Origin of the sequence: Rhodoblastus acidophilus, from assembly GCF_025961575.1 — a bacterium.
GTDB lineage: Bacteria > Pseudomonadota > Alphaproteobacteria > Rhizobiales > Beijerinckiaceae > Rhodoblastus > Rhodoblastus acidophilus_C.
Genome location: NZ_JAOQNX010000016.1, coordinates 89,101 through 110,111 on the forward strand (window position 1 = coordinate 89,101; position 21,011 = coordinate 110,111).

General features: G+C 66.0%; 18 protein-coding genes. 5 read left to right on the top strand and 13 right to left on the bottom strand.

Features of this window, described 5'->3' with window-relative positions:
- Window positions 1-2: 2 nt before the first annotated feature.
- Entirely contained in the window at window positions 3-905 is a 903-nt protein-coding gene (locus M2320_RS12815; protein WP_264597614.1) for a LysR substrate-binding domain-containing protein, read from the bottom strand.
- 80 nt (window positions 906-985) lie between these two features.
- Between M2320_RS12815 and M2320_RS12820 the strand changes: the two genes are divergently transcribed.
- From M2320_RS12820 to M2320_RS12830, 3 genes are all read left to right on the top strand, one after another.
- Window positions 986-2,200: an MFS transporter gene (locus tag M2320_RS12820; protein WP_264597615.1), complete on the top strand. Its 1,215-nt coding sequence runs from the start codon at window positions 986-988 to the stop codon at window positions 2,198-2,200.
- Window positions 2,201-2,226: 26 nt separating this feature from the next.
- Window positions 2,227-2,652: a GFA family protein gene (locus tag M2320_RS12825; protein ID WP_264597616.1), complete on the top strand. Its 426-nt coding sequence runs from the start codon at window positions 2,227-2,229 to the stop codon at window positions 2,650-2,652.
- A gap of 139 nt (window positions 2,653-2,791) precedes the next feature.
- On the top strand, window positions 2,792-3,988 hold the full coding sequence (locus M2320_RS12830; protein WP_184426941.1) for a cell wall hydrolase: 1,197 nt from the start codon (window positions 2,792-2,794) through the stop codon (window positions 3,986-3,988).
- Here the strand turns inward: M2320_RS12830 and M2320_RS12835 are convergent.
- The 12 genes from M2320_RS12835 to M2320_RS12890 all read right to left on the bottom strand — a co-directional run bounded on the left by M2320_RS12835 (window position 3,985) and on the right by M2320_RS12890 (window position 15,067).
- Entirely contained in the window at window positions 3,985-5,478 is a 1,494-nt protein-coding gene (locus tag M2320_RS12835; RefSeq protein ID WP_264597617.1) for a bifunctional metallophosphatase/5'-nucleotidase, read from the bottom strand. The two genes, M2320_RS12830 and M2320_RS12835, sit on opposite strands and share 4 nt — an antisense overlap.
- A gap of 91 nt (window positions 5,479-5,569) precedes the next feature.
- Window positions 5,570-6,499, bottom strand: coding sequence for a homocysteine S-methyltransferase family protein (locus M2320_RS12840; RefSeq protein ID WP_264597618.1), 930 nt, complete (start codon window positions 6,497-6,499; stop codon window positions 5,570-5,572).
- A 3-nt stretch (window positions 6,500-6,502) separates the two neighbouring features.
- The gene (locus M2320_RS12845; protein ID WP_319801437.1) at window positions 6,503-7,387 is read right to left on the bottom strand and encodes a L,D-transpeptidase; all 885 of its coding nucleotides are present in this window, start codon (window positions 7,385-7,387) and stop codon (window positions 6,503-6,505) included.
- Between the two features lie 68 nt (window positions 7,388-7,455).
- Window positions 7,456-8,199: a lytic transglycosylase domain-containing protein gene (locus M2320_RS12850; protein WP_264597619.1), complete on the bottom strand. Its 744-nt coding sequence runs from the start codon at window positions 8,197-8,199 to the stop codon at window positions 7,456-7,458.
- A 158-nt stretch (window positions 8,200-8,357) separates the two neighbouring features.
- A complete protein-coding gene (locus M2320_RS12855) occupies window positions 8,358-9,731 on the bottom strand; it encodes an MBL fold metallo-hydrolase (protein WP_264597620.1) in 1,374 nt (457 codons plus the stop codon).
- Window positions 9,728-10,669 (bottom strand): TIGR00730 family Rossman fold protein, encoded by a 942-nt coding sequence (locus M2320_RS12860; protein ID WP_264597621.1) that lies wholly within the window; start codon window positions 10,667-10,669, stop codon window positions 9,728-9,730. The genes M2320_RS12855 and M2320_RS12860 overlap by 4 nt, the downstream gene beginning before the upstream one ends.
- Before the next feature lie 34 nt (window positions 10,670-10,703).
- A complete protein-coding gene (gene pth / locus M2320_RS12865) occupies window positions 10,704-11,315 on the bottom strand; it encodes an aminoacyl-tRNA hydrolase (RefSeq protein WP_264597630.1) in 612 nt (203 codons plus the stop codon).
- Window positions 11,316-11,541: 226 nt separating this feature from the next.
- Window positions 11,542-12,177, bottom strand: coding sequence for a 50S ribosomal protein L25/general stress protein Ctc (locus tag M2320_RS12870; protein WP_184426927.1), 636 nt, complete (start codon window positions 12,175-12,177; stop codon window positions 11,542-11,544).
- 178 nt (window positions 12,178-12,355) lie between these two features.
- Entirely contained in the window at window positions 12,356-13,231 is an 876-nt protein-coding gene (locus tag M2320_RS12875) for an S-methyl-5'-thioadenosine phosphorylase (protein WP_184426925.1), read from the bottom strand.
- Window positions 13,232-13,518: 287 nt separating this feature from the next.
- On the bottom strand, window positions 13,519-13,845 hold the full coding sequence (locus tag M2320_RS12880; protein WP_184426923.1) for a DUF6460 domain-containing protein: 327 nt from the start codon (window positions 13,843-13,845) through the stop codon (window positions 13,519-13,521).
- Between the two features lie 22 nt (window positions 13,846-13,867).
- A complete protein-coding gene (locus M2320_RS12885) occupies window positions 13,868-14,209 on the bottom strand; it encodes a hypothetical protein (RefSeq protein ID WP_264597622.1) in 342 nt (113 codons plus the stop codon).
- A gap of 165 nt (window positions 14,210-14,374) precedes the next feature.
- Entirely contained in the window at window positions 14,375-15,067 is a 693-nt protein-coding gene (locus M2320_RS12890; protein ID WP_184426921.1) for a LuxR C-terminal-related transcriptional regulator, read from the bottom strand.
- 654 nt (window positions 15,068-15,721) lie between these two features.
- On the opposite strand from M2320_RS12890, the gene hemA reads away from it, so the two are divergent.
- Together hemA and M2320_RS12900 are read left to right on the top strand one after the other, a co-directional pair.
- Complete coding sequence (hemA, locus tag M2320_RS12895; RefSeq protein ID WP_184426919.1) at window positions 15,722-17,035, top strand: 5-aminolevulinate synthase; 1,314 nt, start codon at window positions 15,722-15,724, stop codon at window positions 17,033-17,035.
- Between the two features lie 273 nt (window positions 17,036-17,308).
- Window positions 17,309-20,797: a PAS domain-containing hybrid sensor histidine kinase/response regulator gene (locus tag M2320_RS12900; protein ID WP_264597623.1), complete on the top strand. Its 3,489-nt coding sequence runs from the start codon at window positions 17,309-17,311 to the stop codon at window positions 20,795-20,797.
- The last annotated feature ends 214 nt before the right edge of the window (window positions 20,798-21,011 follow it).

Consider the following 21,011-nt stretch of genomic DNA (forward strand, 5'->3'; position numbering starts at 1 on the left):
CGTCACTCCTGGCGGCAAAGCCCGCCCTCCTGGACCAGCCAGTCGACAAAATGCGTCAGCGCCGGCGTCTTGCTGGCGTCGAAGGGGACAAGCGCGACATAACCGGGGCGGGGAACCTGGATTTCGGGAAATGGCGCGACAAGGCGTCCCGCGGCCAGATCGATCTCCAGGACGGGCACGGGCCCAATCGCAAGGCCAAGCCCGTCGACAACGGCCTGGAGCGTGACGAAGAAATGGTCGAACACGCGCCGCCGCTGCTCCGAGCGATGCGGAACGCCGGCGCGCTCCATCCAGTTGCTCCAGTCGCCCGGACGCGTTTCGCTCGCCAGAAGAACATGGTCCGCAATGTCCGAGGGCCGACTCAGCGGCGCGCGCGCCAGTAGCGCCGGACTCACCATCAGTGTATCCGTTTCCCGCAGAAAAAAGGTCGCGTGGTGCTGCGGCCAAAAGTTTGATCCGACCGCGCGGCGGCGGATGGCGACATCGAATCCGCCGCGCAACTCTTCGTGCAGGGTGGTCGTCGTCGTCACCGCTGCTTCGACCTGCGGATGCGCGGCGTGAAATTTTTCCAGACGCGGGATCAGCCAGCGCAAGGCAAAAGTCGTCGGCGCGCTGACGCGCAGGATTTGGCGCGCGGCGGGACGACCGCAGGCTTCGGCGGCGGCGGCGATCCGATCGAAGGACAGGCTGACTTCGGCGGCGAAGGCGCGGGCGGCGGGCGTCGCCGTCATCCGCCGTCCCGTGCGCACAAACAGCCGTTGGCCGAGCCAGCTTTCAAGCGTCGCGATCTGGCGGCTGACGGCGCCATGGGTGAGCCCGAGTTCGGCGCCGGCCTCGGCATAGCTGCCGGTCCGGGCGGCGACCTCGAAAATGCGCAAGGCGGTGAGCGGAAGCCGGCGATCCATCTGATCCGTGAGAAAATTCGACAATATCCGTGACAAAAGCCAGCCTAGTCGATGAAAACTCACGAAGATAGAGTGTTGCGATGACCAACGCTCCGCAGGATTTGGCCGACGCCGCGAACAATCCCCGCGACCTCACGCTGCAGCGGCGCAACCTTTCGGGCGCCTGCCTCGCCCATGCCGTGCATGACGGCTACACGGACCAGCTTTACGCCCTGCTGCCGATCTGGCAGGCGGACTATGGCCTGTCCTATGCCGGGCTGGCTTTTGTTCGGGCGCTCTATTCCGTGACCATGGGCGCATTGCAGGTTCCCGCCGACCGGATCGCCGCCCGGCTCAGTCCGCGCGTCGCGCTGGCGGCGTCCACCGCCGTCTCGGCGGCCGGATTGCTGCTGGCGGCTCTCCCCTTGGGCTTTGCCGGCCTTTGCGCGGGCCTGATCGTCGCGGGAATCGGGGCGAGCGTGCAGCATCCCCGCGCCTCCCTGCTGGTCGCCGACAGTTTTGGCGCGCGGGCGCGCGGACCGCTGGGCGTCTACAATTTCGCCGGCGATCTCGGCAAGGCGACCTTTCCCGCGGCGGTCGCCCTGGCGACGCCCGTTTTCGCCTGGCGGCCTGTGGTCGGGTTCACGGCGCTGATCGGGCTGATCGTCGCCGCCGCCTTGCTGGCGCTCCTGCCGGATCGGCGCGCCGAACCATCCGCCAGGGAAAAAAAAGCCGCCGGCGGCGACGGGCGGGGATTTGGCTTGCTCGTCGCCATCGGCGCGCTCGATACGGCGACGCGCATGGGCTATCTGCTGTTCCTGCCGTTTCTGTTGGGCGCCCAGAACGGCGGAACCCAGAACGGCGGCGCGCCCACGGTGGCGCTGGGGCTCGCTTTGGTGTTCGCCGGAGGCGCCTTCGGCAAGGCGCTGTGCGGCTGGCTTGGCGAACGGTTCGGCGTGGTCGGAAGCGTGATCGTCACGGAAGCGGCGACGGCCCTGCTGATCCTCACGACGCTGATTGCGCCCTTGTGGCTGGCGCTCGTTGTGCTGCCGTTTCTTGGCATCGTCCTCAACGGCACGTCCTCGGTCCTCTATGGAACCGTTCCGGAACTGGCGCGCAACGACGAGGTCGGCCGCGCCTTCGCCTGGTTCTACACCGGCGTGATCGGTTCGGGCGGATTGGCGCCCATCCTCTACGGCGCGATCGCCGACGGCTGGAGCAGAACCGCTGCAATCGTCGCGGCCGCCTGCACGGCGGCCGCCATCATTCCCATGGTGATCGCCTTGCGGCCCTTTCTGAGATCGGGCCAAGAATGATCCAGAAGACCAGGAGATCGAGCGATATGGCGGGCGACACAAAGGTGTGGACGGGCGGGTGCCATTGCGGCGCCGTGCGTTTCGAGGCGAGGCTCAGCGACGGCTTCAACTCCGTGCGTCGCTGCACCTGCTCCTATTGCCGGATGCGCGGCGCCGTCGTGGTGATGGCGGAGAAGGGCGGGATCACACTCACGCAGGGCGAGGATGCGCTGACCACCTACCGCTTTCACACCGGAACGGCGCGGCATTATTTCTGTTCGCGCTGCGGAATCTACACGCATCACCAACGGCGATCGGACCCGACGTCTCATGCCGTGAACGTCGCCTGCCTGGACGGCGTCAGCCCCTTCGATTTCCTGGACGTGCCGGTGGTCGACGGCGTCAATCACACCAGCGACACCGGCAAGCCCAGCGGCCTGGCGGGCGCGCTGCGTTTCATCCCGGTCGAGTGACCCCGTCCCAATCTGGCACGCCTCCCCCCTGCCCCCGGTAACCCGCTCTCAAGCCTAACCGACGATAACTATTTGGCGGGATGAAACTTCCCCAAGAGTTTGTCGCGGCCTCGGGCCGATAGCGTCGACGGATTGGCTGATGGGTGTTGCGCGTTTGAGCTGGGCGATGAGCGTCGCCGCGCCCTGGCTGGGGGCCGCCGGGCTCCTTGTCTCCTTCACCGCCGAGGCCAATCAGGAACTGCCGTCGGGCGCCTCCCGCCGCGGCGCCTCGCTGCACGCCGCCGTCATGCCCCAGGATTTCGAGCCCCTGCCCGGCGTGTTCGACACCAGCGGGTTCGCCCCCTCCTCCGGGCGCGGCATGCTGCGCGAAGCCCGGCTCTACACCGGCGCGCCCAGCGCCTATCCCGACGCGCCCGACGAGATGGAGCCGCGCGCCGACCTCAAGAAGAACGCCAAAAATTTTCCGGAAATCGATCGCAGCCACAAGGGCGATCCGCTCGTCGGCCTGCGCCCGTCGCTCAGCGGCCGTCTCCGGCAAAACGACGGCATCGCCCGCGTGACCGCGGAACTGATCACCTTCACCACCGACCGCTCCGGTCTGGCGTCGAGTTTCTCCCCCGCCGAGGGCCCCGCGCCGGGACCGGACACGGTCGCGGCCTTCGAACCCTGGGCCGCCGGCGAAAATCCCGTAACCCCCGGCCAGGAAGGCGGCGGCTCGACCATGCGCCCGGCGGCCATCGCCGAACGCGACGCCCAGGGCGCCACCCCGGCGCCGGGCCGCGCGGAATCGCTCGCCTCGACCACGCCCTATGACGCCGGCGACACGCCGGTGGAAGTGCTGGCCGATGCGCTCGGCGGCGCCCTGTCGAGCCCGAGCCTTTTGGCGCGCGAAGGGCGCAACGTCCTGGCGATGATCGCGCCGGAAAAGCTTGAATCGGAAAAACGCTGCCTGGCGCAGGCGATCTATTTCGAGGCGCGCGGCGAGTCGGAAACAGGACAGGCGGCGGTGGCGCAAGTGGTGCTCAACCGCATGACCTCGGGCCTCTATCCGTCCTCGATCTGCGGCGTGGTGTTCCAGAATCGCAGCCATTACAAGGCCTGCCAATTCTCCTTCGCCTGCGAGGGCCGCAGCCTGCGCGTCCACGATGCGGAGTCCTGGGCGCAGGCGCAACGCATCGCCGACGATGCTCTGGAAGGCCGCAGCTGGCTGGCGGCGGTGGGCAAGTCGACGCATTACCACGCCAATTACGTCCGCCCCCGCTGGGCGCGGTCGCTGAAGAAGATGGACGTGATCGGCCGCCACATTTTCTACCGGCTGCGGCCGGGACAGAGCTAACGCAGCGTGATCCGCCCCGAAACGGCCGGCGCCACCTCGCCCTGGGCGCGCAAAAACACCATCACGTCATTGGCGATCAGTTTTGCGGACCGCTCGTCGACCAGCAGCGGCGCCTTGGACAGCATGGAATAGCCATCGCCGCCGCGATAAAGAAAATCATTGGTCGCGACCTTGTAGCGCTTCGACTCGTCGAGCGCCTCCCCGTCCACCCTGATCGAGGACAGGCGCGCGCCGGGAGGCGCGTCGCGGTCCACCACCAGCGTGAGCCCGGACACCTGCGGGAAGGCGCCGCTGACCTTTTCCAGGTTTGAGAAACCGAATTCCAGGGCCTCGCGCAACTCGCGCCCGCTCATCTCCAGCACCAGCGTCTTATTGCCGAACGGCAGTTCCTTCAGCACGTCGCGGCGGGTGATGGCCTCGCCGGCGGCATAGCTTTTTCCGCCCCGAAACGAGCCGCCATTGAGCAAAGCGACATCGGCCCCGGTCGCGGCGCGGATGGCGTCGGCGTAGAGATCGCCGATCGCCGCCTCGCCGCCGCGCACGGTGATGCTGCGGCTGTCGAAGGCGGTGCGGGTCACCCCCAGCGGCACATCGAGTTCTTTCGACAGGAGGAGGTCAAATTCGGCGACCCGGCGGGCAAGGGCGGCGTCGGGTTCGGTCGCCGCGGTATCGATGATGCGGAAATTCGGCCGCCACGTCACCTTGCGCTTGTCGCCAGTCGCAACATCGACGCTCAGGTCGATCGCCACCAAAAATTCGCCGTCCTGCTTGGCTTCGGCGGCAACGGCGCGGCCGTCATATTCCAGCCAGAGATCGTGATCGTCACCGGACAACAACACGTCGGCGGCGCGGCTCTCGATGATTTTTCTGTCAATGTCGCGATCGGCATGGGCGACGGCGACGATCAGATCGGCGCCTTTTTCGCGCAAGCGCGCGGCTTCGGTCTTGAGCGTCTCGACCGTGTCGGCGAAACGCAAGTCGCCGGGCGTGGATTTTTGCGGCGAATCCTGCGCCGTCAGCCCAACGACGCCGAGCTTCACTTCGCCATAGCTCAACAGCTTGCTGGTCCCCACGCCCTTCACAGGCGCGCCGTCGGCCTCGCTGAGATTGGCCGCGAGGATCGGGAAATGCGAGTCGGCGACATGCCGGCGAAACGCCGGCGCGCCGAAGTCATATTCATGATTGCCGGGAACGAACAGATCGGGTTTCAGCAGATTGAGCAGATCGACGACATTGTCGCCTTGATCAAAACCCGACATCAGCGTCGGCGAATAGGCGTCGCCGGCATGAACGAACAGAAAGTTCGGATGGCGCGCCCGCTCGGCGGAGGCGACGCTGGCGATTTTGGCATAGCCGCCGCGCCCGTCCTGGGCGCCCATGGAATAGGTGTCGCAGACCAGCAGCAAAGTGATGTCGGTCTTGCCCGCCCAGGCGGCGTTGGCGGGGAAAAGCGCCAGCGCGCCGAGAAGGGAGGCCGTCGCAAGCTTCATGAGGGAATCGTCCTGCGGTTTGTGACGGGCCGATGAATAGCCCGTTTTGCCGCAGAGACTTATTCGACCTTTGATCCGAGCGATGTTCCGCTCAGGACGCAAGGGGTTCGCAAACCATCCGTCGCGCAAGGGCGTCGATGTGCCCGCCATCCGTTCCGCAGCAGCCGCCGAGCACGCGCAAGCCGAACCGGCGCCGCAGCCGTTCGAGCCCATCGACAAAGGCGGCCGGGGGCTCGGTGATCAGAGCCGCGCTGTTATCGAGATCCTCGACCTCGAGATCGCCGGTGTTGCCCTGAAACGCCAGCAGCCGCCGGGCCGCCTCCGGATATTTTTCCAAGGCCGACTCGAGCACCCGCGCATGGACGCAATTCACCGCATATCCCGCCGGCGGACGCGCCGCCTCGGCGTCGATGCGCGCCATGACCTCGCCCAGCGGCGTCCCGTCCAAGACAAGGCCGGTGCGGCGGATCACAAAGCTCAAAATGAAGGGCAGCCCGGTTTCGGCCATGACGTCGGCCACGCCGAGCGCCTCGTCCACAGCGGGCGCCGTCGCGAGAAACAGAAAGTCCACGCCCGCCGAGGCGAGCGCCGCAATCTGCGGCCGATGAAACGCCCGCGCCGCCTCTCGCGAAAGGCTGTCGGCGGGCTTGTAGGCGTCCCCGGACGGCCCGATCTGGCCGCCCACAAACACCCCTTCGCCGAAGCGCGCCCTCAGATCGAGGAGAAAGCGCGCATTGTCCTGGTTGACCGGGCGGCCGCGGAAACGCGAGGCGTCCACAAGCTTCTGGCTGCACCGCCACGTATCCGTGAACATCAGGATCGGCAGTCCGGCCTTTCGCGCGAGACCGACGTAATCGCCGTGAATCTCCGCAAGCCGCGCGCGTCCCGCCGGATCGTAGATCAGGCCGCCGTTGAGAATATGCGGATCGAGGGCGATCCCGGGATCGCGGCGAACCCGCTCGACCACGGCCCCTTCCGCGATCGCGGCGGCGCCGGAGGCGACGAATGTCTCGAAGCCCACGGCTTACATCACCACGACCTTGGTCCCGGCCGCCACGCGTCCATAGAGGTCGATCACATCGGCATTATGCATGCGGATGCAGCCGGAGGAGGACGCCGTGCCGATGCTCTTCGGCTCGTTGGTGCCGTGGATGCGGAACAAAGTGTCGGTCTTGCCCTGGAACAGATAGAGCGCGCGGGCGCCGAGCGGATTGTTCAGCGCGCCGTCCATATGTTCGGGCAGGTCGGGACGGCGCTCCAGCATTTCCTTGGGCGGCGTCCAGCCCGGCCAGAACGCCTTTCGGCCGATGGTGGCCTGCCCCTTCCAGGCGAAGCCGGCTTTGCCGACCGCAATCGAATAGCTCACCGCCTGGCCGTCGCCGAGCGAATAATAGAGCTTGCGCTGGCGGGTATTGATGGTCACCGTCCCCGCGGCCTCGCCGGTGGGATCGGGCACCATTTTCTGCGTCGTCAGCTTGAAATTGACCTTGTTGTCGAGATCGACGGGGGTCGAATAATTCGGGTCGGCGTCGGGGGGAAGCGCCGCGTAATTGGCGCCGGCGCCGGCGCCGTCGTCATCGCCGCCGCGCGCCCCGCGGGGCAGGTCCAAATCGCGATCCCGGTAGATGTCGCGATCCCGATAATAGTCGCGATCCCGATAGACGCGCGGCTGGGCGACGCCGGGCTCGCGGTAAAGCGAGGAGCCCTGCAGATCGACCACGCCGAGATCGTCGTCATCGTCGCGCCGGACCTGCCGGGGCTGCGGCCTCGGCTTCTGCGTCGCGCGCGGCGCGGGCTTGGCCTCGGTTTCGGGCGGGGGTTCGAAGAAGAACTGGGCGTTCGCGGGCGCGGCAAAGGCGCCGAGAAACCCGAGAATCACCAGGGATTGAAGCGTTTTGGAACTGGACATGGATGGATGCTCCGCTCGCGCGGCCTCTTTCCAGACATGTGTGCTCAATTGCCGCGTTTGTAAACCCGTCAGGTCTTCAGCACGGCGCAAGCGCCTCCGGCGCCATGGATTTTCGCGCACAGGGCCTCGGCGGCCGCGCGACTCGGCGCCGGCGCCCGCACCGCCCAGAACCGCGCGAATCCGCGCCCGGGCGCGCGCCGTCCCAAAATCATGGGTTCCCCGGTCAGCGCGCCAAACGCTTTTTGCGCCCGCGCATAGGCGGCGAGCGCCGCGCCGCGGTTGAACGACCCGGCGATCTGCACGCCCCAGGGCGCCATCATCGCGGAGCCCGCGAACTGGCGCGGCTCGTCCCGGACGATCCGGCCGGCGACCTCCAGGCACGTGCCCTCGGGCAGCTTGAGCTTTTCGGCCTCCTTCTTGTCCTGCCAGTCCTCGACGGCGTGCCGGGTGACGATTTCGACATAATTGCGCGTCTCGAAGGGCAGCCCGCCGTTTCCCGCGAGCCAGGCCGCGACGCGGTTGGGGCCGCCGTTATAAGCTGCCGCCGCCAGACCGAGATTGCCGAACCGCCCGCGCAGCTCCGCCAAAAATTCGGCGGCCTTGGGAATGGCCTGTTCGGGATCGAAGGGATCGGCGAGCCCGCGCTCGGCGGCGGTGCCCGGCATGAATTGCGCAATGCCCTGCGCCCCCTTGGGCGAGACCGCCTGCGAGCGGAACGCGCTCTCCTGCCAAATGAGGCGGGTGAGAAAGGCGACCGGCAGCTTTTGCGCCGCCGCCGCCTTTTCGATCATGCCGCAGACCTGCTCGCGCAAGCCGCCTTCCGCGCGAGCCTCCGCAGCCGCGAGGGCAAGGAATAGGAAAATGAAAGCCCGCAAATTCAAGCTCCATAGGCGCGCCGCTTCCGCGATATTTTGCGGAAAAGCCGGATCGTCAAGAGAGCGGCGCCCGCATGCGCGAACGGCGCATTTTTTTAGAGCACAAAGCTCTGCGAAAATTCCGGCCGCTCCACCGGCCCCGGCAGCAGGCCGGCGAGCGCGGCCATGGCCTCCTCCTCGCCATGGACCAGAAAAGTGCGCGCGGGCGACGCCTTCTTATGCCAGGCGACCAGTTCGGTCTGGCCGGCATGGGCCGAAAACCCGTTGATCGTATAGACGCGCGCGCGCACAAAAATCTCGTCGCCGAACAGCGAGATTTTGCGCGCGCCGTCGATGATCTGGCGGGCCAGCGTGCCCCGAGCGGCGAAGCCGACGAAAATCACGCTGGCGCCGGGACGGCCGAGGTTGTGGCGCAGATGGTGGCGCACCCGCCCGCCATTGCACATGCCGGCGCCGGCCATGATCACGGCGCCGCCGCGCACGGCGTTCAGCGCGATGGATTCGGAGGCGTCGCGGGTGAAATGCAGGCGCGGCAAGCCGAAGGGGTCGACGCCCTTCGCCAGCAACGCCTCGGTCTCGCCGTCATAGCATTCGGGGTGCTTGCGAAAAATCTCCGTCGCCGAAATCGCCATCGGCGAATCGAGGAACACCGGCAGCGAGGCCGGCAGCCGGTTCCGCTCGACGCCCTCGCGCATGGTGAACAGCAATTCCTGCGCCCGCTCCAGCGCGAAAGTGGGAATGACGACATTGCCGCCGCGGCGAAAACTCTCGTTCAGCGCCTCATAGAATTCATCCAGCGTCGGCGCGAGCGCGCGATGGTCGCGGTCGCCATAGGTGCTTTCCATCACCACGGCGTCGATGCCGCCGGCGGGGACGACGGGGTCGCGCAGAATGGCGCGGCCGGAATTGCCGATATCGCCGGAAAACAGGATTCTTTTGCCTTCCGCCTCGACCAGCACGCTGGCGGACCCAAGAATATGGCCGGCGTCGAAAAAGGTGACGGCGACGCCGGGCGCGAGTTCGATGCGTTTTTCATAGACCGCGACGCGGCCAAAGCGATCGAACACGTTCAACACATCGATCAGCCCATAAAGCGGCGCCGGCGCCTCGGTCTCGCCCCGACGCTCGGCGCGCCGGGCATGGGCGCGCGCCTCCTCCTCCTGCAAATGGGCGGCGTCGAGCAGGACGAGGCGGGCGAGATCGCGGGTCGCGGCGGTGGCGACGATTTCGCCGCGAAAACCGCGTTTTTCCAGCAGCGGCAGCCGGCCGCAATGATCGAGATGCGCATGGGTGAGCAGGACGAAATCAATGTCGCGCGCGAAAAAACCGAAGTCGCCGGCGTTTTCCTCGACCGCCGGACGCCCGCCCTGATAGAGCCCGCAGTCCACCAGAATTTTTACGCCCGCGGTCTCCAGCAGATGGCAGGAGCCAGTGACGCCGCGGTCGGCGCCGTCAAAGGACAGTTTCATGATTTGCCGCGCTCCCAGCGCTTGATCGCGTCCAAAATCTCCTGGCCGGTTTCAGCGAACCAGAAGAGGTCGCGATCCTCGGGATCGATCACCCCCTGCTCCGCCAAAAAATCGAAATTGACGGCGCCGCGCCAAAAGGCTTCGCCGACCAGCACGATGGGGATGGGTTTTATGGTTCGCGTCTGCGACAGGGTCAGCACTTCGAACAATTCGTCGAACGTGCCATAGCCCCCGGGAAAAGCGACCAGCGCCACCGCGCGCTGCAAGAAATGCATCTTGCGCATGGCGAAATAGTGAAACTGGAAGCACAGGCCCGGCGTGATATAGGGGTTGGGATATTGCTCGTGCGGCAGATGGATGTTGAGCCCGACGCTCTGGCCGCCCGCATCGAAGGCGCCGCGATTGGCGGCCTCCATAATGCCGGGACCGCCGCCGGTCATGATCCGCATTTTTCCGGGACCGCCGGGATCGGTGAGCGAGGCCAGCCGGCCGAAATCGCGGGCGACATCGTAATAGCGGCTGAGTTTGAGAACGTTTTCCGCAGCCTTGAGCGCGAATTCCGCGGCGCGCGCATCTTGCCCGCTCTCGCGCGCGAACTCCACGGCCCGCCGCGCGGCGTCGGCGCGGCGCTTCGCCGCCGCCGGCTCGCACAGCCGGGTCGAGCCGAACACGACCACGCAGCGGTCGACCCCGGCATTGCGCAAGCCCGCCTCGGCCTTGAGGAAATCGAGCTGCAGACGGGGGCCGCGCGCGGCCGGGCTTTCGAGGAAATCGTCGTCGTCGATGGCGATCCGGTAGGAGGGGCTCGCCATGATCGCGTCAAGTCTGTCGCGCGCGGCGGGATCGTCGGTCGGCGGTTTGGGATTGCGCCCCGGCAAGGGCTCGTGTCGCTCCGCCGCGGGCGGAGGCTTTTTCGAGGAATGAGTGCGATCGGTCATGCCCCATGCGGTTTACGCCGATCGCCGCCCCCGCTCAAGCGGGCCCTTTGCCCACCGGCGCGACGGCGCCGAAACCGGCGGCCTCCATGACCAGATGCACCTTGCTCTGGAAATGCGAGTCGTCGCCCTTGGCGAGCAAAGCGATGTTGCGCGCCATGGCGTCGCACAAAGCCTCGACCCAGCCCTGCTCGGCCTTGGCGAAATCGCCGAGCACATAGGAATGGACGCGCGCCTTGTCGCCGGGATGGCCGATGCCGAGGCGAATGCGCCGATAATTCGGCCCCATATGGGCGGTGATCGAGCGCAGACCATTATGGCCGGCGTCGCCGCCGCCCAGTTTGACGCGCATCTTCCCCGGCGCCAGGTCGAGCTCGTCATGAAACACAAAAATCTGGCCCAGCTCGATCTTGTGGAAGCGCGCGGCCTCGGTGACGGAGCGGCCGCTTTCGTTCATATAGGTCTGGGGTTTCAGCAGGATGGCGCGCTCGGTCCCGAGCCGCGCCTCGGCCATGTCGCCCTGAAACTTTTTGCGCCAAGGCCCGGCGTCGCAGGCGCGCGCGATCGCGTCCACGGCCATGAACCCGATATTGTGGCGATGACCGGCATAGTCCCGACCAGGATTGCCCAAGCCAACCAAGAGCAGCATCGAAAGTCTCCGGCCTACAATGACGAGACCATCCCGTAAGCCATGCACATGAATGTCGTCATGGCCGGGCTTGTCCCGGCCATCCACGCGGCGCCGCAACGCGAACTGCCGCAGAATGATCTCTCGCGGGTCGGCGTGGATGCCCGGGACAAGCCCGGGCATGACGTTCCCACAAACGAAAAAGCCGCCCGCTCTTTCAAGCGGGCGGCCCTGTGAAGCGCAAAGCTTACTTCTTGCCCTTGGCCGGAGCCGCGGCCGCGGCAGCAGCCGCCGCTTCTTCCTCGGCCGCCGCAGCGCCGCCGGGCGGCGGGGCGATGGTGACGATGGTGAAGTTCGAACGGTCGATCGGCGTGCAGTTCGCCGGCAGCGCGACGGACTGGATGTGCACGGAATCGTTGAAGTTCAGGCCGGTGAGATCGACGGTGATCGATTCCGGAATGTTGTCGGCGGGAACCAGCAGGTCGATGGTGTGCAGAACGATGTTCAGCGAACCGCCGCGCTTGATGCCGGGGGCGCCTTCCTGGTTGACGAAATGCACGGGCACCGCGACCTTGATGCGCGAACCCGCCTTGAGGCGCAGGAAGTCGACATGCATCGGGGTGTCGCGCACGACATCGAGCTGGTAATCGCGCGGAATGGCGCGCTCTTTCTTGCCGTCGATGTCGATTTCGAAAATCGTCGTCAGGAAGTGGCCCGCATAGATGAGCTTGTTGAGCTCGCGGTAGTTGAGGGTGATCGGGGTCGGGGCTTCGCCGCCGCCATAAATCACTCCGGGAATATTGCCTTCACGACGAACGCTGCGGGCGGCCCCCTTGCCGGTCCCGCTGCGAACCGTGGCGGCGAGGGTCTTGATCTCGGCCATGGGTTCAATCCTTTTGGAATTTTCGCGCCCACGCCTCCAGGGGTGTCGGAAACGAGCGCGAAGCCGCGCTTTTACGCGGCCCATTCCAAAAACACAAGCGCCGCGCGGGGACTGGATCAAATTGCGCGAGAGCAATTTGTTCCTGTCCCCTTAAGCCTTGGGGCCCGCTTGCCTTTTGTTACTTCCCGCTCACGCGCGCCAGAATCGCGTCGAGCTTTTTCAGCAGTTCGGGATCGCGCGCGTCTTTCGACGTCACCAGCGCATAGTCCAGCGCGCGGTCCGAGCCGATCGGACAGGGCTGATGCTCGGCGGGGAAATCCGCCATCAGCCGCGCCACCAGACGCGCCGCCTTGTCGGCGTTCGACTTGGCGATCGCCAGAATGTCGGACACTTCCACCGCGGCGATCTCGTCATGCCAGCAGTCGAAATCGGTGACCATGGCGAGCGTCGCATAGGACATTTCCGCCTCGCGCGCGAGCTTGGCCTCGGGCAGCCCGGTCATGCCGATCACGGAATAGCCGGCCGCCTTGTAGCCGAGCGATTCCGCCTTGGAGGAGAATTGCGGCCCCTCCATGCAGACGTAAGTCCCGCCCTTGACGATGTCGATGTTCTCGGCGTGGGCGGCGGCGATGAGGCGGTGCTGCAACAGCGGCGCGATCGGCTGGGCCATGGAGACATGGGCGACGCAGCCATTGCCGAAGAACGAGCTTTCCCGTCCGAAGGTGCGGTCGACGAACTGGTCGATGGCGACGAACATGCCGGGCGGCAATTCCTCGCGGAACGAGCCGCAAGCCGAAACCGAGATCACGTCGGTGACGCCGACCCGCTTCAGCACGTCGATATTGGCGCGATAATTGATCCCGGAGGGGGAAAGGCGATGGCCGCGGCCGTGGCGCGGCAGGAACACGGCTTCCGTCGCGCCGATGCGGCCGAAGCGCAGCGCGTCCGACGGCTCGCCCCAGGGCGAAACAACCTTTTCCTCCCTGATGTCCGTAAGCCCGGGCAGGTCATAGACCCCGGAGCCGCCGATGATGCCGAGAAGCGCCTTTGTCATTCGCCAATCCTTCTTGAGTCTTTCGGCCCCGATAAGTGGCGCAAGCGTCGCCAGCGGGCAAGGAGCCAAATCAAAAAAGCATTTGCGGGAATCAAGGCAAAAAAAACCGGACGCTTTCGCGTCCGGTTTGCCATGAAAGGCTGGTAGTTGGCGCCACTGGAGCGAAGTGGGGAGGACACTCGCCCGTACGTGGTGTGCCTCTGTCTATGCCTTAGCCCTTGGGCCTCCGCAATTTTTTAAACCGCGCACCAGCCATGCAGAAAACGCAATCCCCGTGGTCAGAAAACCTAACCACGCGGCTTCATGTTGAACAGCCGCAGGATCAGCCAGACGGGAAGGACAAGCACGGCGCCCGCCGCGACATAGCTCCCGACCTCACGGACGGCGTCGAAGCCGGCGGCCCAGAACCGCTCGAACAAATGCCGCACGCCCCACAGAACCTCCATGGGCCGGATGTCGAGCCAGACCAGAAAGAACCCGACCAGCAGCGAGAGGAAGGCGAGCCGCGCCAGCACGACAGCGGGCGAGCCGCCGAGGAAGCGCTCGAGATCGGAAGCCCGCGTCGGCGCGAGATCGGCCGGACGGGGCGCGAAGGGATGTCGGTCGTCACTCATGGTTTGCAGGTCCTCAAAAAATTCAAAGCGACGGCGATGTCGGCTTTTCCGTGTCGCGGAACAGCCGCAGCATGCGGCGAACAAAACTTTCGGTGCGGTCGAGCGCCCGGTTGAAGCGACGCTCCTCCTCGTCCTGCGCGGCGGGCGCGGGCGCGCCGGCCTTGAGCGCGGCGTTTTCCTGGGTCAGCCGGGCAATCTCGCCCTCGAGCGCGGCGCGCTCATCGGCGCCGGCGCGGCACTGCGCCTGATCGCCGCTCACGGTGCACAGGGAGGTCTGACCGGTGCGCGTGTCCAGCCGCAAAAATCCATTGGCGACCGGCGTCATGGAGAAACGGCCATTCTCGGCGGGCGGCGGAACAGGCACCGCCGTTTCCGCGCGCGCGGCGGCAACCGCGAACAAAAGCCCCGCGGCGCACAACAAGGATTTTTGAAGTTCGAACACGAGCCGCCTTTGCCTCCAGGACATGACGGCTCAAACATGGGGGCGCGGCGGCGCGGCGCCAGAGGCCCGCCCGCCAGACCCCACGATTTAATGAGGGCCGTCGGCGGCGACGCCGTTGGCGCCATTCATGGCGCCGGAAAAGGCCTCGATGCGCGCGGCGGCGATCACCGCCTGGGTGCGGCTTTCCACGCCGAGCTTCTGCAGGATGGCGGAGACATGCGCCTTGACCGTGGCTTCCGACACCGAAAGCTCATAGGCGATCTGCTTGTTGAGCAAACCTTCCGACAGCATCATCAGCACCCGCACCTGCTGGGGCGTCAGCGAGGCGAGACGGCGGACGTTTTCGGCCATGTCGCGGTCGGCCGGGCTCGCCAGATCGACATCGGCGGGGGCCCAGACATCGCCGGCCAGCACGGCGCGGATCGCCGCCTGCATGGTCTCCATGTCGGTGCTCTTGGGGATGAAGCCGGAGGCGCCGAAATCGATGCACATGCGAATGACGCCGCGCTCTTCATTGCCCGACACCACGACGACGGGCGTGCCCGGATATTGCGCGCGCAACACCAGAAGGCCGGAGAAGCCGCGCACGCCGGGCATGGCGAGATCGAGCAGGACAAGGTCGGCGTCGCCGGAGGCGTCAAGCGCCCGGGTCACATCGTCGAGACTGCCGCATTCCACCAGTTCGGCGCCGGCGACTGCGGCCGCCACGGCCTGTTTGAGCGCGCCTCGCACGAGCGGATGGTCGTCGGCGATCAAAATGCGCGAAATCTGCTGATCCACACTGCCTCCCGGCGCCCGGGCGCCCGAGTCCGTTCATTTTGGTTTGCGTCTAATACTAAAGACTGTCAAGGAAATTTTGTCCATATGGCCGCCAAGTTTTTTTTCCAAGACTTTCGCAATGTCGCCTCAGCATATTCCGCAGTCTATCGCCCGAATGACGTTGCTTTAGGCAAATGCTATCGCATGCGTGGAATTGTATTCTCAAGATGATACAGCCGTTGCCGCGTCGCCGGCGCCAGCGGTTTTCAAAAATGACATCCAGTTCAATTTGCTTGCACTTTGGTCGAACCGGCGCCGGAGGGGGCGTGGGGGCGCCTGTCAACCGAAACGAACAGAACCAGCCGTCAAGTGATCTTGACACACCGCCGAGGCCCGCCCGCGCCCTGGCCTTGCAAAGCTTGGGGATTCGTCCAATGATGATCTGGCGCAAAGAAAATGGGCGCCAGACGTGATTGTTTGACGCCACGTTAAGCAGACTGCCCCCGACAGCTCCTTTCTGGATGTGTCTGTCATTGTGAGACGTCGCTTGATGGCGTAAGACCCTCGAACGAGGGCAATCGGAATCCTGGGCTTGGCCGTGATGACCGAGTCAGGTGGAGATCTCGAGATCGACCGCGGCAGAGCGAGCCGGTGCGGACCAGAAGGTTTAACACGATGCACTATAGCGAAATTTTCGAGAATGCGATCGGCCAGCTGAAATCCGAAAAGCGTTATCGCGTCTTCGCAAACCTCGAGCGTGACACGGAGCGGTTCCCCAACGCCATCTGGCGTCCCGACAATGGCCCGGCCCGCGACGTCACCATCTGGTGCTCCAACGATTATCTCGGCCAGGGCGTTCATCCCGAAGTGACCAAGGCCATGGCGACCGCCGCCAAGACCTGGGGCGCTGGCGCCGGCGGCACCCGCAACATTTCCGGCACCAGCCACCCGCTGGTCATGCTCGAAAACGAACTCGCCGACCTCCACCACAAGGAAGCGGCCCTCGTCTTCAATTCCGGCTGGATCTCCAATCTCGCGGCGATCTCGACCATCGCCGACCTGCTGCCGAACTGCCTGATCCTGTCCGACGCGCTCAACCACAATTCGATGATCGAGGGCGTCCGCCGCTCCTCGGCCGAACGCAAGATCTGGCGCCACAACGATGTCGCGCATCTTGAAGAGCTGCTCGCCGCCGAGCCGCTGGAGCGCAACAAGCTGATCGTGTTCGAGAGCCTGTATTCCATGGACGGCGACATTGCGCCGATCAAGGAGATCTGCGACCTCGCCGAGAAATACAACGCCATGACCTATATCGACGAGGTCCATGCGGTGGCGATGTATGGCGAGCGCGGCGCCGGCGTCTGCGAGCGCGACGGCCAGATGCACCGCATCGACGTGATCGAGGCGACGCTGGCCAAGGGCTTTGGCGTGGTCGGCGGCTACATCGCCGCTTCCGCCGCGATCTGCGACGCCGTGCGCTCCTTCGCGCCGAGCTTCATCTTCTCCACCGCGCTGCCCCCGGCCGTGTGCATGGCCGCGCTGACTTCGGTGAAGATCGCCAAGGAGCGTCCCGAACTGCGCATGGCGCACCAGCGCCAGTCCTGGCTGACCAAGCACGCCCTGATGCGCGCCGGCCTGCCGGTGATGCAAAACGGCTCGCACATCGTCCCGGTGTTCGTCGGCAACGCCGAACTGTGCAAGGCGGCGAGCGACATGCTGCTGGAGCGCCACAACATCTACATCCAGCCGATCAACTATCCGACCGTGCCGCGCGGCGCCGAGCGCCTGCGCATCACCCCGACGCCGCTGCACGGCGACGCCCACATCACCCATCTGATCGAAGCCATGGTCGATGTGTGGACGACGCTGGGCCTGCCCTTCGCCGAGGCCAGCGACATTGAATCGCCGTTCGCCAACGACGCCGATTGCACCTACCCGCATCAGAAGCAAGACTGCTCCTATCCGCAAATGAAGCGCGCTGCGGAATAAGCGGAATTTTCGAAGACTAAGAGCCGGCCTCGCGCCGGCTCTTTTGTTTTGGGCGCGTCATTGAGACAACCCCAGGACGTCATGCCCGGGCTTGTCCCGGGCATCCCGCCAAGCCGCGAGAGACATTTGTGGGTCGCGTAACCGCGCCGCATGGCGCCAGCCGCGACGACATGACGTTGAATGAGTGAAGCGTTATGCTGGCGCCTCCAAAACAAGCGCATGAAATGAAGGAGGCCGTTCTGCGCCAGAACCCGCCCATGAAAAACCTGCGCCATGCCTGACCGGATGATCGGCGCGGTGGTCATCGCGCTTTATCTGCTGGGCCTGCTCGCCCTCGCGATCTACGGCGACCGCAAGAGCGCGGCGCTGTCGCGCGATCCCTGGCGCAAAATCGTCTATGCGCTCGGCCTCGGCGTCTATTGCACCTCCTGGACCTTCTTCGGCTCGGTCGGCGTCGCCTCCTCCAACGGCCTGGACTTCTTGCCGATCTATATCGGGCCGATGCTGATGTTCGGCTTCGGCTGGCCGCTGGTGGCGCGGGTGGCGCGCCTCGCCACGGCGCAAAACACCACCTCCATCGCCGATTTTCTGGCGGCGCGCTATGGCAAGTCGCAGGCGGTGGCCGCGGTCACCGCCGCGATTTCCGTTCTGGGCGTCACCCCCTATATCGCCCTGCAAATCCGCGCTATCGCCACCACGCTGGCCATCGGCCTCGGCCCCTCCGAACCCTTCGCCCAGCCCTCCGCCGACATCATCGACCCGCTGTCCACCGGCGCCGTCATCCTGCTCGCTCTGTTCGCCATGGCCTTCGGCACCCGCCGGATCGCGGTGGGCGAGCGTCAGAGCGGCCTGATGCTGACCATAGCCGCGGAATCCACGGTCAAACTGCTCGCCTTCCTCGCGGTCGGCGCCTTCGTCGTCTGGGGCATGTATGACGGCATTGGCGACCTGTTCCGCCGCGCCGGGACCGACCCGAAAATTCACGACGTGATCTCCGCGTCGCCCGATCCCTGGGTGTGGACCACGCTGACGCTGATCTCCGGCGGCGCCATGCTGTTCCTGCCGCGCCAGTTCCATGTCGCCATTGTCGAGAACCACGACGAGGACGACATCCGCACCGCGGCCTTCGTCTTCCCGCTCTATCTCGTCGCCATCAACCTGTTCGTGGTGCCGCTCGCCATCGCCGGCCTGCTCACCTTTCCCAACGCCTTCAACCGCGACCTCTCGGTGATCGCGCTGCCGCTCTCGGCGGGCCAGGGGTTCGTCACCCTGCTCGCCATGATCGGCGGCCTCTCCGCCGCGACCGCCATGGTCGTGGTCGAATCCGTCGCGCTTTCGGTGATGGTGACCAACGATCTCGTTCTGCCCGTGATGCTGCGCCTGGCGCGCCGCCGCGCCTCGCTGAACGGCGGCGACACGGGCGCCCGGCTGCTGCTGGCGCGCCGCCTGGCGATCGTCCTGATCATGGCGATGTCCTATTTCTATTATCGCGCCGCCGGCGAGGTGCTGCTGGCTTCGCTCGGCGTGCTGTCCTTCGCCTGCGTCGCCCAGCTCGGGCCCGCCTTCGTCGGCGCGCTGTTCTGGCGGCGCGGCACGGCGCTGGGCGCCATCGCCGGACTGATCACCGGCGTGGCGATCTGGGCCTATGCGCTGCTCGCCCCCTCGCTCGACGCCGCCTTCGCCCCCACGGCGGATCTCTATCACGTGCAATTGTCGACGCTCGCCCATGGCGCGCTCTGGAGCCTCGCCGGCAATGCGCTCGCCTATGTGGTGTTTTCGCTGGTGCGCCGGCCGCATCCGATCGAACGGCTCCAGGCTGACATTTTCGTCGGCGCCACCAATGCGCCGATGGCCCAGGCGTTTCGTCTATGGCGCTCGTCCGTGCCCGCCTCCGAGGTCGAGGCCGCCGTCGCCCGCTATCTCGGCGAGGAGCGCACCCGCGAGGCTTTCGTCAGCTTTTTCGTCACGCGCGGGCAGAGCTACGATCCCGAACGCGAAGCCGACATCCACCTGCTGCGCATCGCCGAGCATTTGCTGGCCTCCGCGATCGGCGCGGCCTCGTCGCGTCTGGTCCTGTCGCTGCTGCTGCGCCGGCGCAATCTCTCCAGCGCCGCCGCCTTGCGGCTGGTCGACGAAGCCTCGGCCGCCCTGCTCAACAACCGCGACATGCTGCAATATGCGCTGGATTTCGCCCGCCAGGGCATTTCCGTGTTCGACGCCGATTTGCGGCTGACCTGCTGGAATCGCGAATTCCGCGAAATGTTCGAACTGTCGCCAGACCTGACCCATTTCGGCGTGGCGCTCGACGACATTTTGCGCAGCAATGCGGAACGCGGCCTGTACGGACCGGGCCCGATCGACGAGCAGGTGGCGACCCGATTGGAGCGGCTCACCGCCGCCGAGCCGTTCCGCGTCGCCCTGGCCTCGTCGGGCCGGGTGATCGAGACCCGCGGCGCGCGCATGCCCGATGGCGGCCTGGTCGTCACCTATACCGACGTCACCGCGCAGCAGGAGGCCGAACAGGCGCTGGAAGCGGCCAATGAAACGCTGGAGCGGCGCGTGCGCGAGCGCACCGAGCAGCTGCAAAAGGTCAATGACGAACTCGGCCGCGCCAAGGCCGAAGCCGAGCAGGCCAATATTTCGAAGACGCGGTTTCTGGCGGCCGCCGGCCACGACATCCTGCAACCGCTGAACGCGGCGCGGCTCTACGCCGCCGCCATGCAGCAGCGCGCCGAAGCCGGGGCGCCGGCGGAGGAAATGGCGGCCCTGGCGCAAAATGTCGACGCCTCGCTGGAAGCGGTCGAGGACATTTTTTCGGCGCTGCTGGAAATGTCGCGTCTCGACGCCGGCGCGATGAAGATCGAGCCGGCCAATGTGCCGATCGAGGAGCTGTTTCGCCAGCTCAAGATCGAATTCGCCCCCCTCGCCCGCAAGAAAGGGTTGGAGCTGGTCTTCGCCCCCTGTTCGCTGGCGGTGCGCTCGGACCGGAAACTGCTGCGCCGCCTGCTGCAGAACCTCATTTCCAACGCGCTGAAATATACGAAGAAGGGCCGCGTTCTGGTGGGCGCGCGCCGGGTGCGCGGTCGCCTGCGCATCGAAGTCTGGGACACCGGCATCGGCATCCCCCCAGACAAGCAGAACGCCGTGTTCCAGGAATTCCAGCGGCTCGACGCCGGCGCCGGCGTGGCGCCGGGCCTTGGCCTCGGCCTGTCCATTGTCGAGCGTCTGGCGCGCGTGCTCGGCCACAAGGTTTCGCTGCGCTCGCGGCCGGGAAAAGGCTCGGTGTTTTCGGTGACCGCGATCCGCGTCCAGGCGCCGCCGCGCCCGGCGGCGGGCGCCGCCGAACCCGCCCCGACGCCGGCCGGAACCGGGCCGCTCGCGGGCATGGTGGTGGTGGCGGTCGACAATGATCCGCAGATCGTCGACGGCATGAAAACCCTGTTGTCCGGCTGGGGCTGCAAGGTGGTGGCCGCCGGCAGCCAGCGCGAAGCCATCGCGCAACTGGCGCGGCTGCGCTTCACGCCGGACGCGGTCTTCGCCGATTACCACCTCGACGAAGGCGACGGCGTCGACGCCATTGTGGCGCTGCGCTGGAAGTTCGGCCCGCAATTGCCGGCGGCGCTGATCACCGCCGACCGCTCCGAAGACATGCGCGCGCGCGCCGACGGCAAGGACATTGTGGTGCTCAACAAGCCGCTGAAGCCAGCGGCATTGCGCGCCCTGCTGGCGCAATGGCGCGCCCGGGCGCGCCCCGAAGGGTGATCAACGGCCCTCAAAGCTCAGCAGGCTTATTTCTCTATATAGAACAATAGAGTAGCCCTCACCCTGAGGAGCCCGCGTCAGCGGGCGTCTCGAAGGGCGGGGGCGGTCCACGGCTTTTCATACCAAAGGCCTTCCAGTCTGACTCGCGGCCGATTCACAAGCTGTACCTGATCTGATTCGATGGCGCGGGGAGGATTCGCGCCATGGCGGGCAT

What these genes read in the sequence shown, in the direction of transcription:
- M2320_RS12815 (WP_264597614.1), bottom strand. Translation starts at nt 905, where the DNA reads ATGGATCGCCGGCTTCCGCTCACCGCCTTGCGCATTTTCGAGGTCGCC.
- M2320_RS12820 (WP_264597615.1), top strand. Translation starts at nt 986, where the DNA reads ATGACCAACGCTCCGCAGGATTTGGCCGACGCCGCGAACAATCCCCGC.
- M2320_RS12825 (WP_264597616.1), top strand. Translation starts at nt 2,227, where the DNA reads ATGGCGGGCGACACAAAGGTGTGGACGGGCGGGTGCCATTGCGGCGCC.
- M2320_RS12830 (WP_184426941.1), top strand. Translation starts at nt 2,792, where the DNA reads ATGGGTGTTGCGCGTTTGAGCTGGGCGATGAGCGTCGCCGCGCCCTGG.
- M2320_RS12835 (WP_264597617.1), bottom strand. Translation starts at nt 5,478, where the DNA reads ATGAAGCTTGCGACGGCCTCCCTTCTCGGCGCGCTGGCGCTTTTCCCC.
- M2320_RS12845 (WP_319801437.1), bottom strand. Translation starts at nt 7,387, where the DNA reads ATGTCCAGTTCCAAAACGCTTCAATCCCTGGTGATTCTCGGGTTTCTC.
- M2320_RS12855 (WP_264597620.1), bottom strand. Translation starts at nt 9,731, where the DNA reads ATGAAACTGTCCTTTGACGGCGCCGACCGCGGCGTCACTGGCTCCTGC.
- M2320_RS12860 (WP_264597621.1), bottom strand. Translation starts at nt 10,669, where the DNA reads ATGACCGATCGCACTCATTCCTCGAAAAAGCCTCCGCCCGCGGCGGAG.
- pth (WP_264597630.1), bottom strand. Translation starts at nt 11,315, where the DNA reads ATGCTGCTCTTGGTTGGCTTGGGCAATCCTGGTCGGGACTATGCCGGT.
- M2320_RS12870 (WP_184426927.1), bottom strand. Translation starts at nt 12,177, where the DNA reads ATGGCCGAGATCAAGACCCTCGCCGCCACGGTTCGCAGCGGGACCGGC.
- M2320_RS12875 (WP_184426925.1), bottom strand. Translation starts at nt 13,231, where the DNA reads ATGACAAAGGCGCTTCTCGGCATCATCGGCGGCTCCGGGGTCTATGAC.
- M2320_RS12880 (WP_184426923.1), bottom strand. Translation starts at nt 13,845, where the DNA reads ATGAGTGACGACCGACATCCCTTCGCGCCCCGTCCGGCCGATCTCGCG.
- hemA (WP_184426919.1), top strand. Translation starts at nt 15,722, where the DNA reads ATGCACTATAGCGAAATTTTCGAGAATGCGATCGGCCAGCTGAAATCC.
- M2320_RS12900 (WP_264597623.1), top strand. Translation starts at nt 17,309, where the DNA reads ATGCCTGACCGGATGATCGGCGCGGTGGTCATCGCGCTTTATCTGCTG.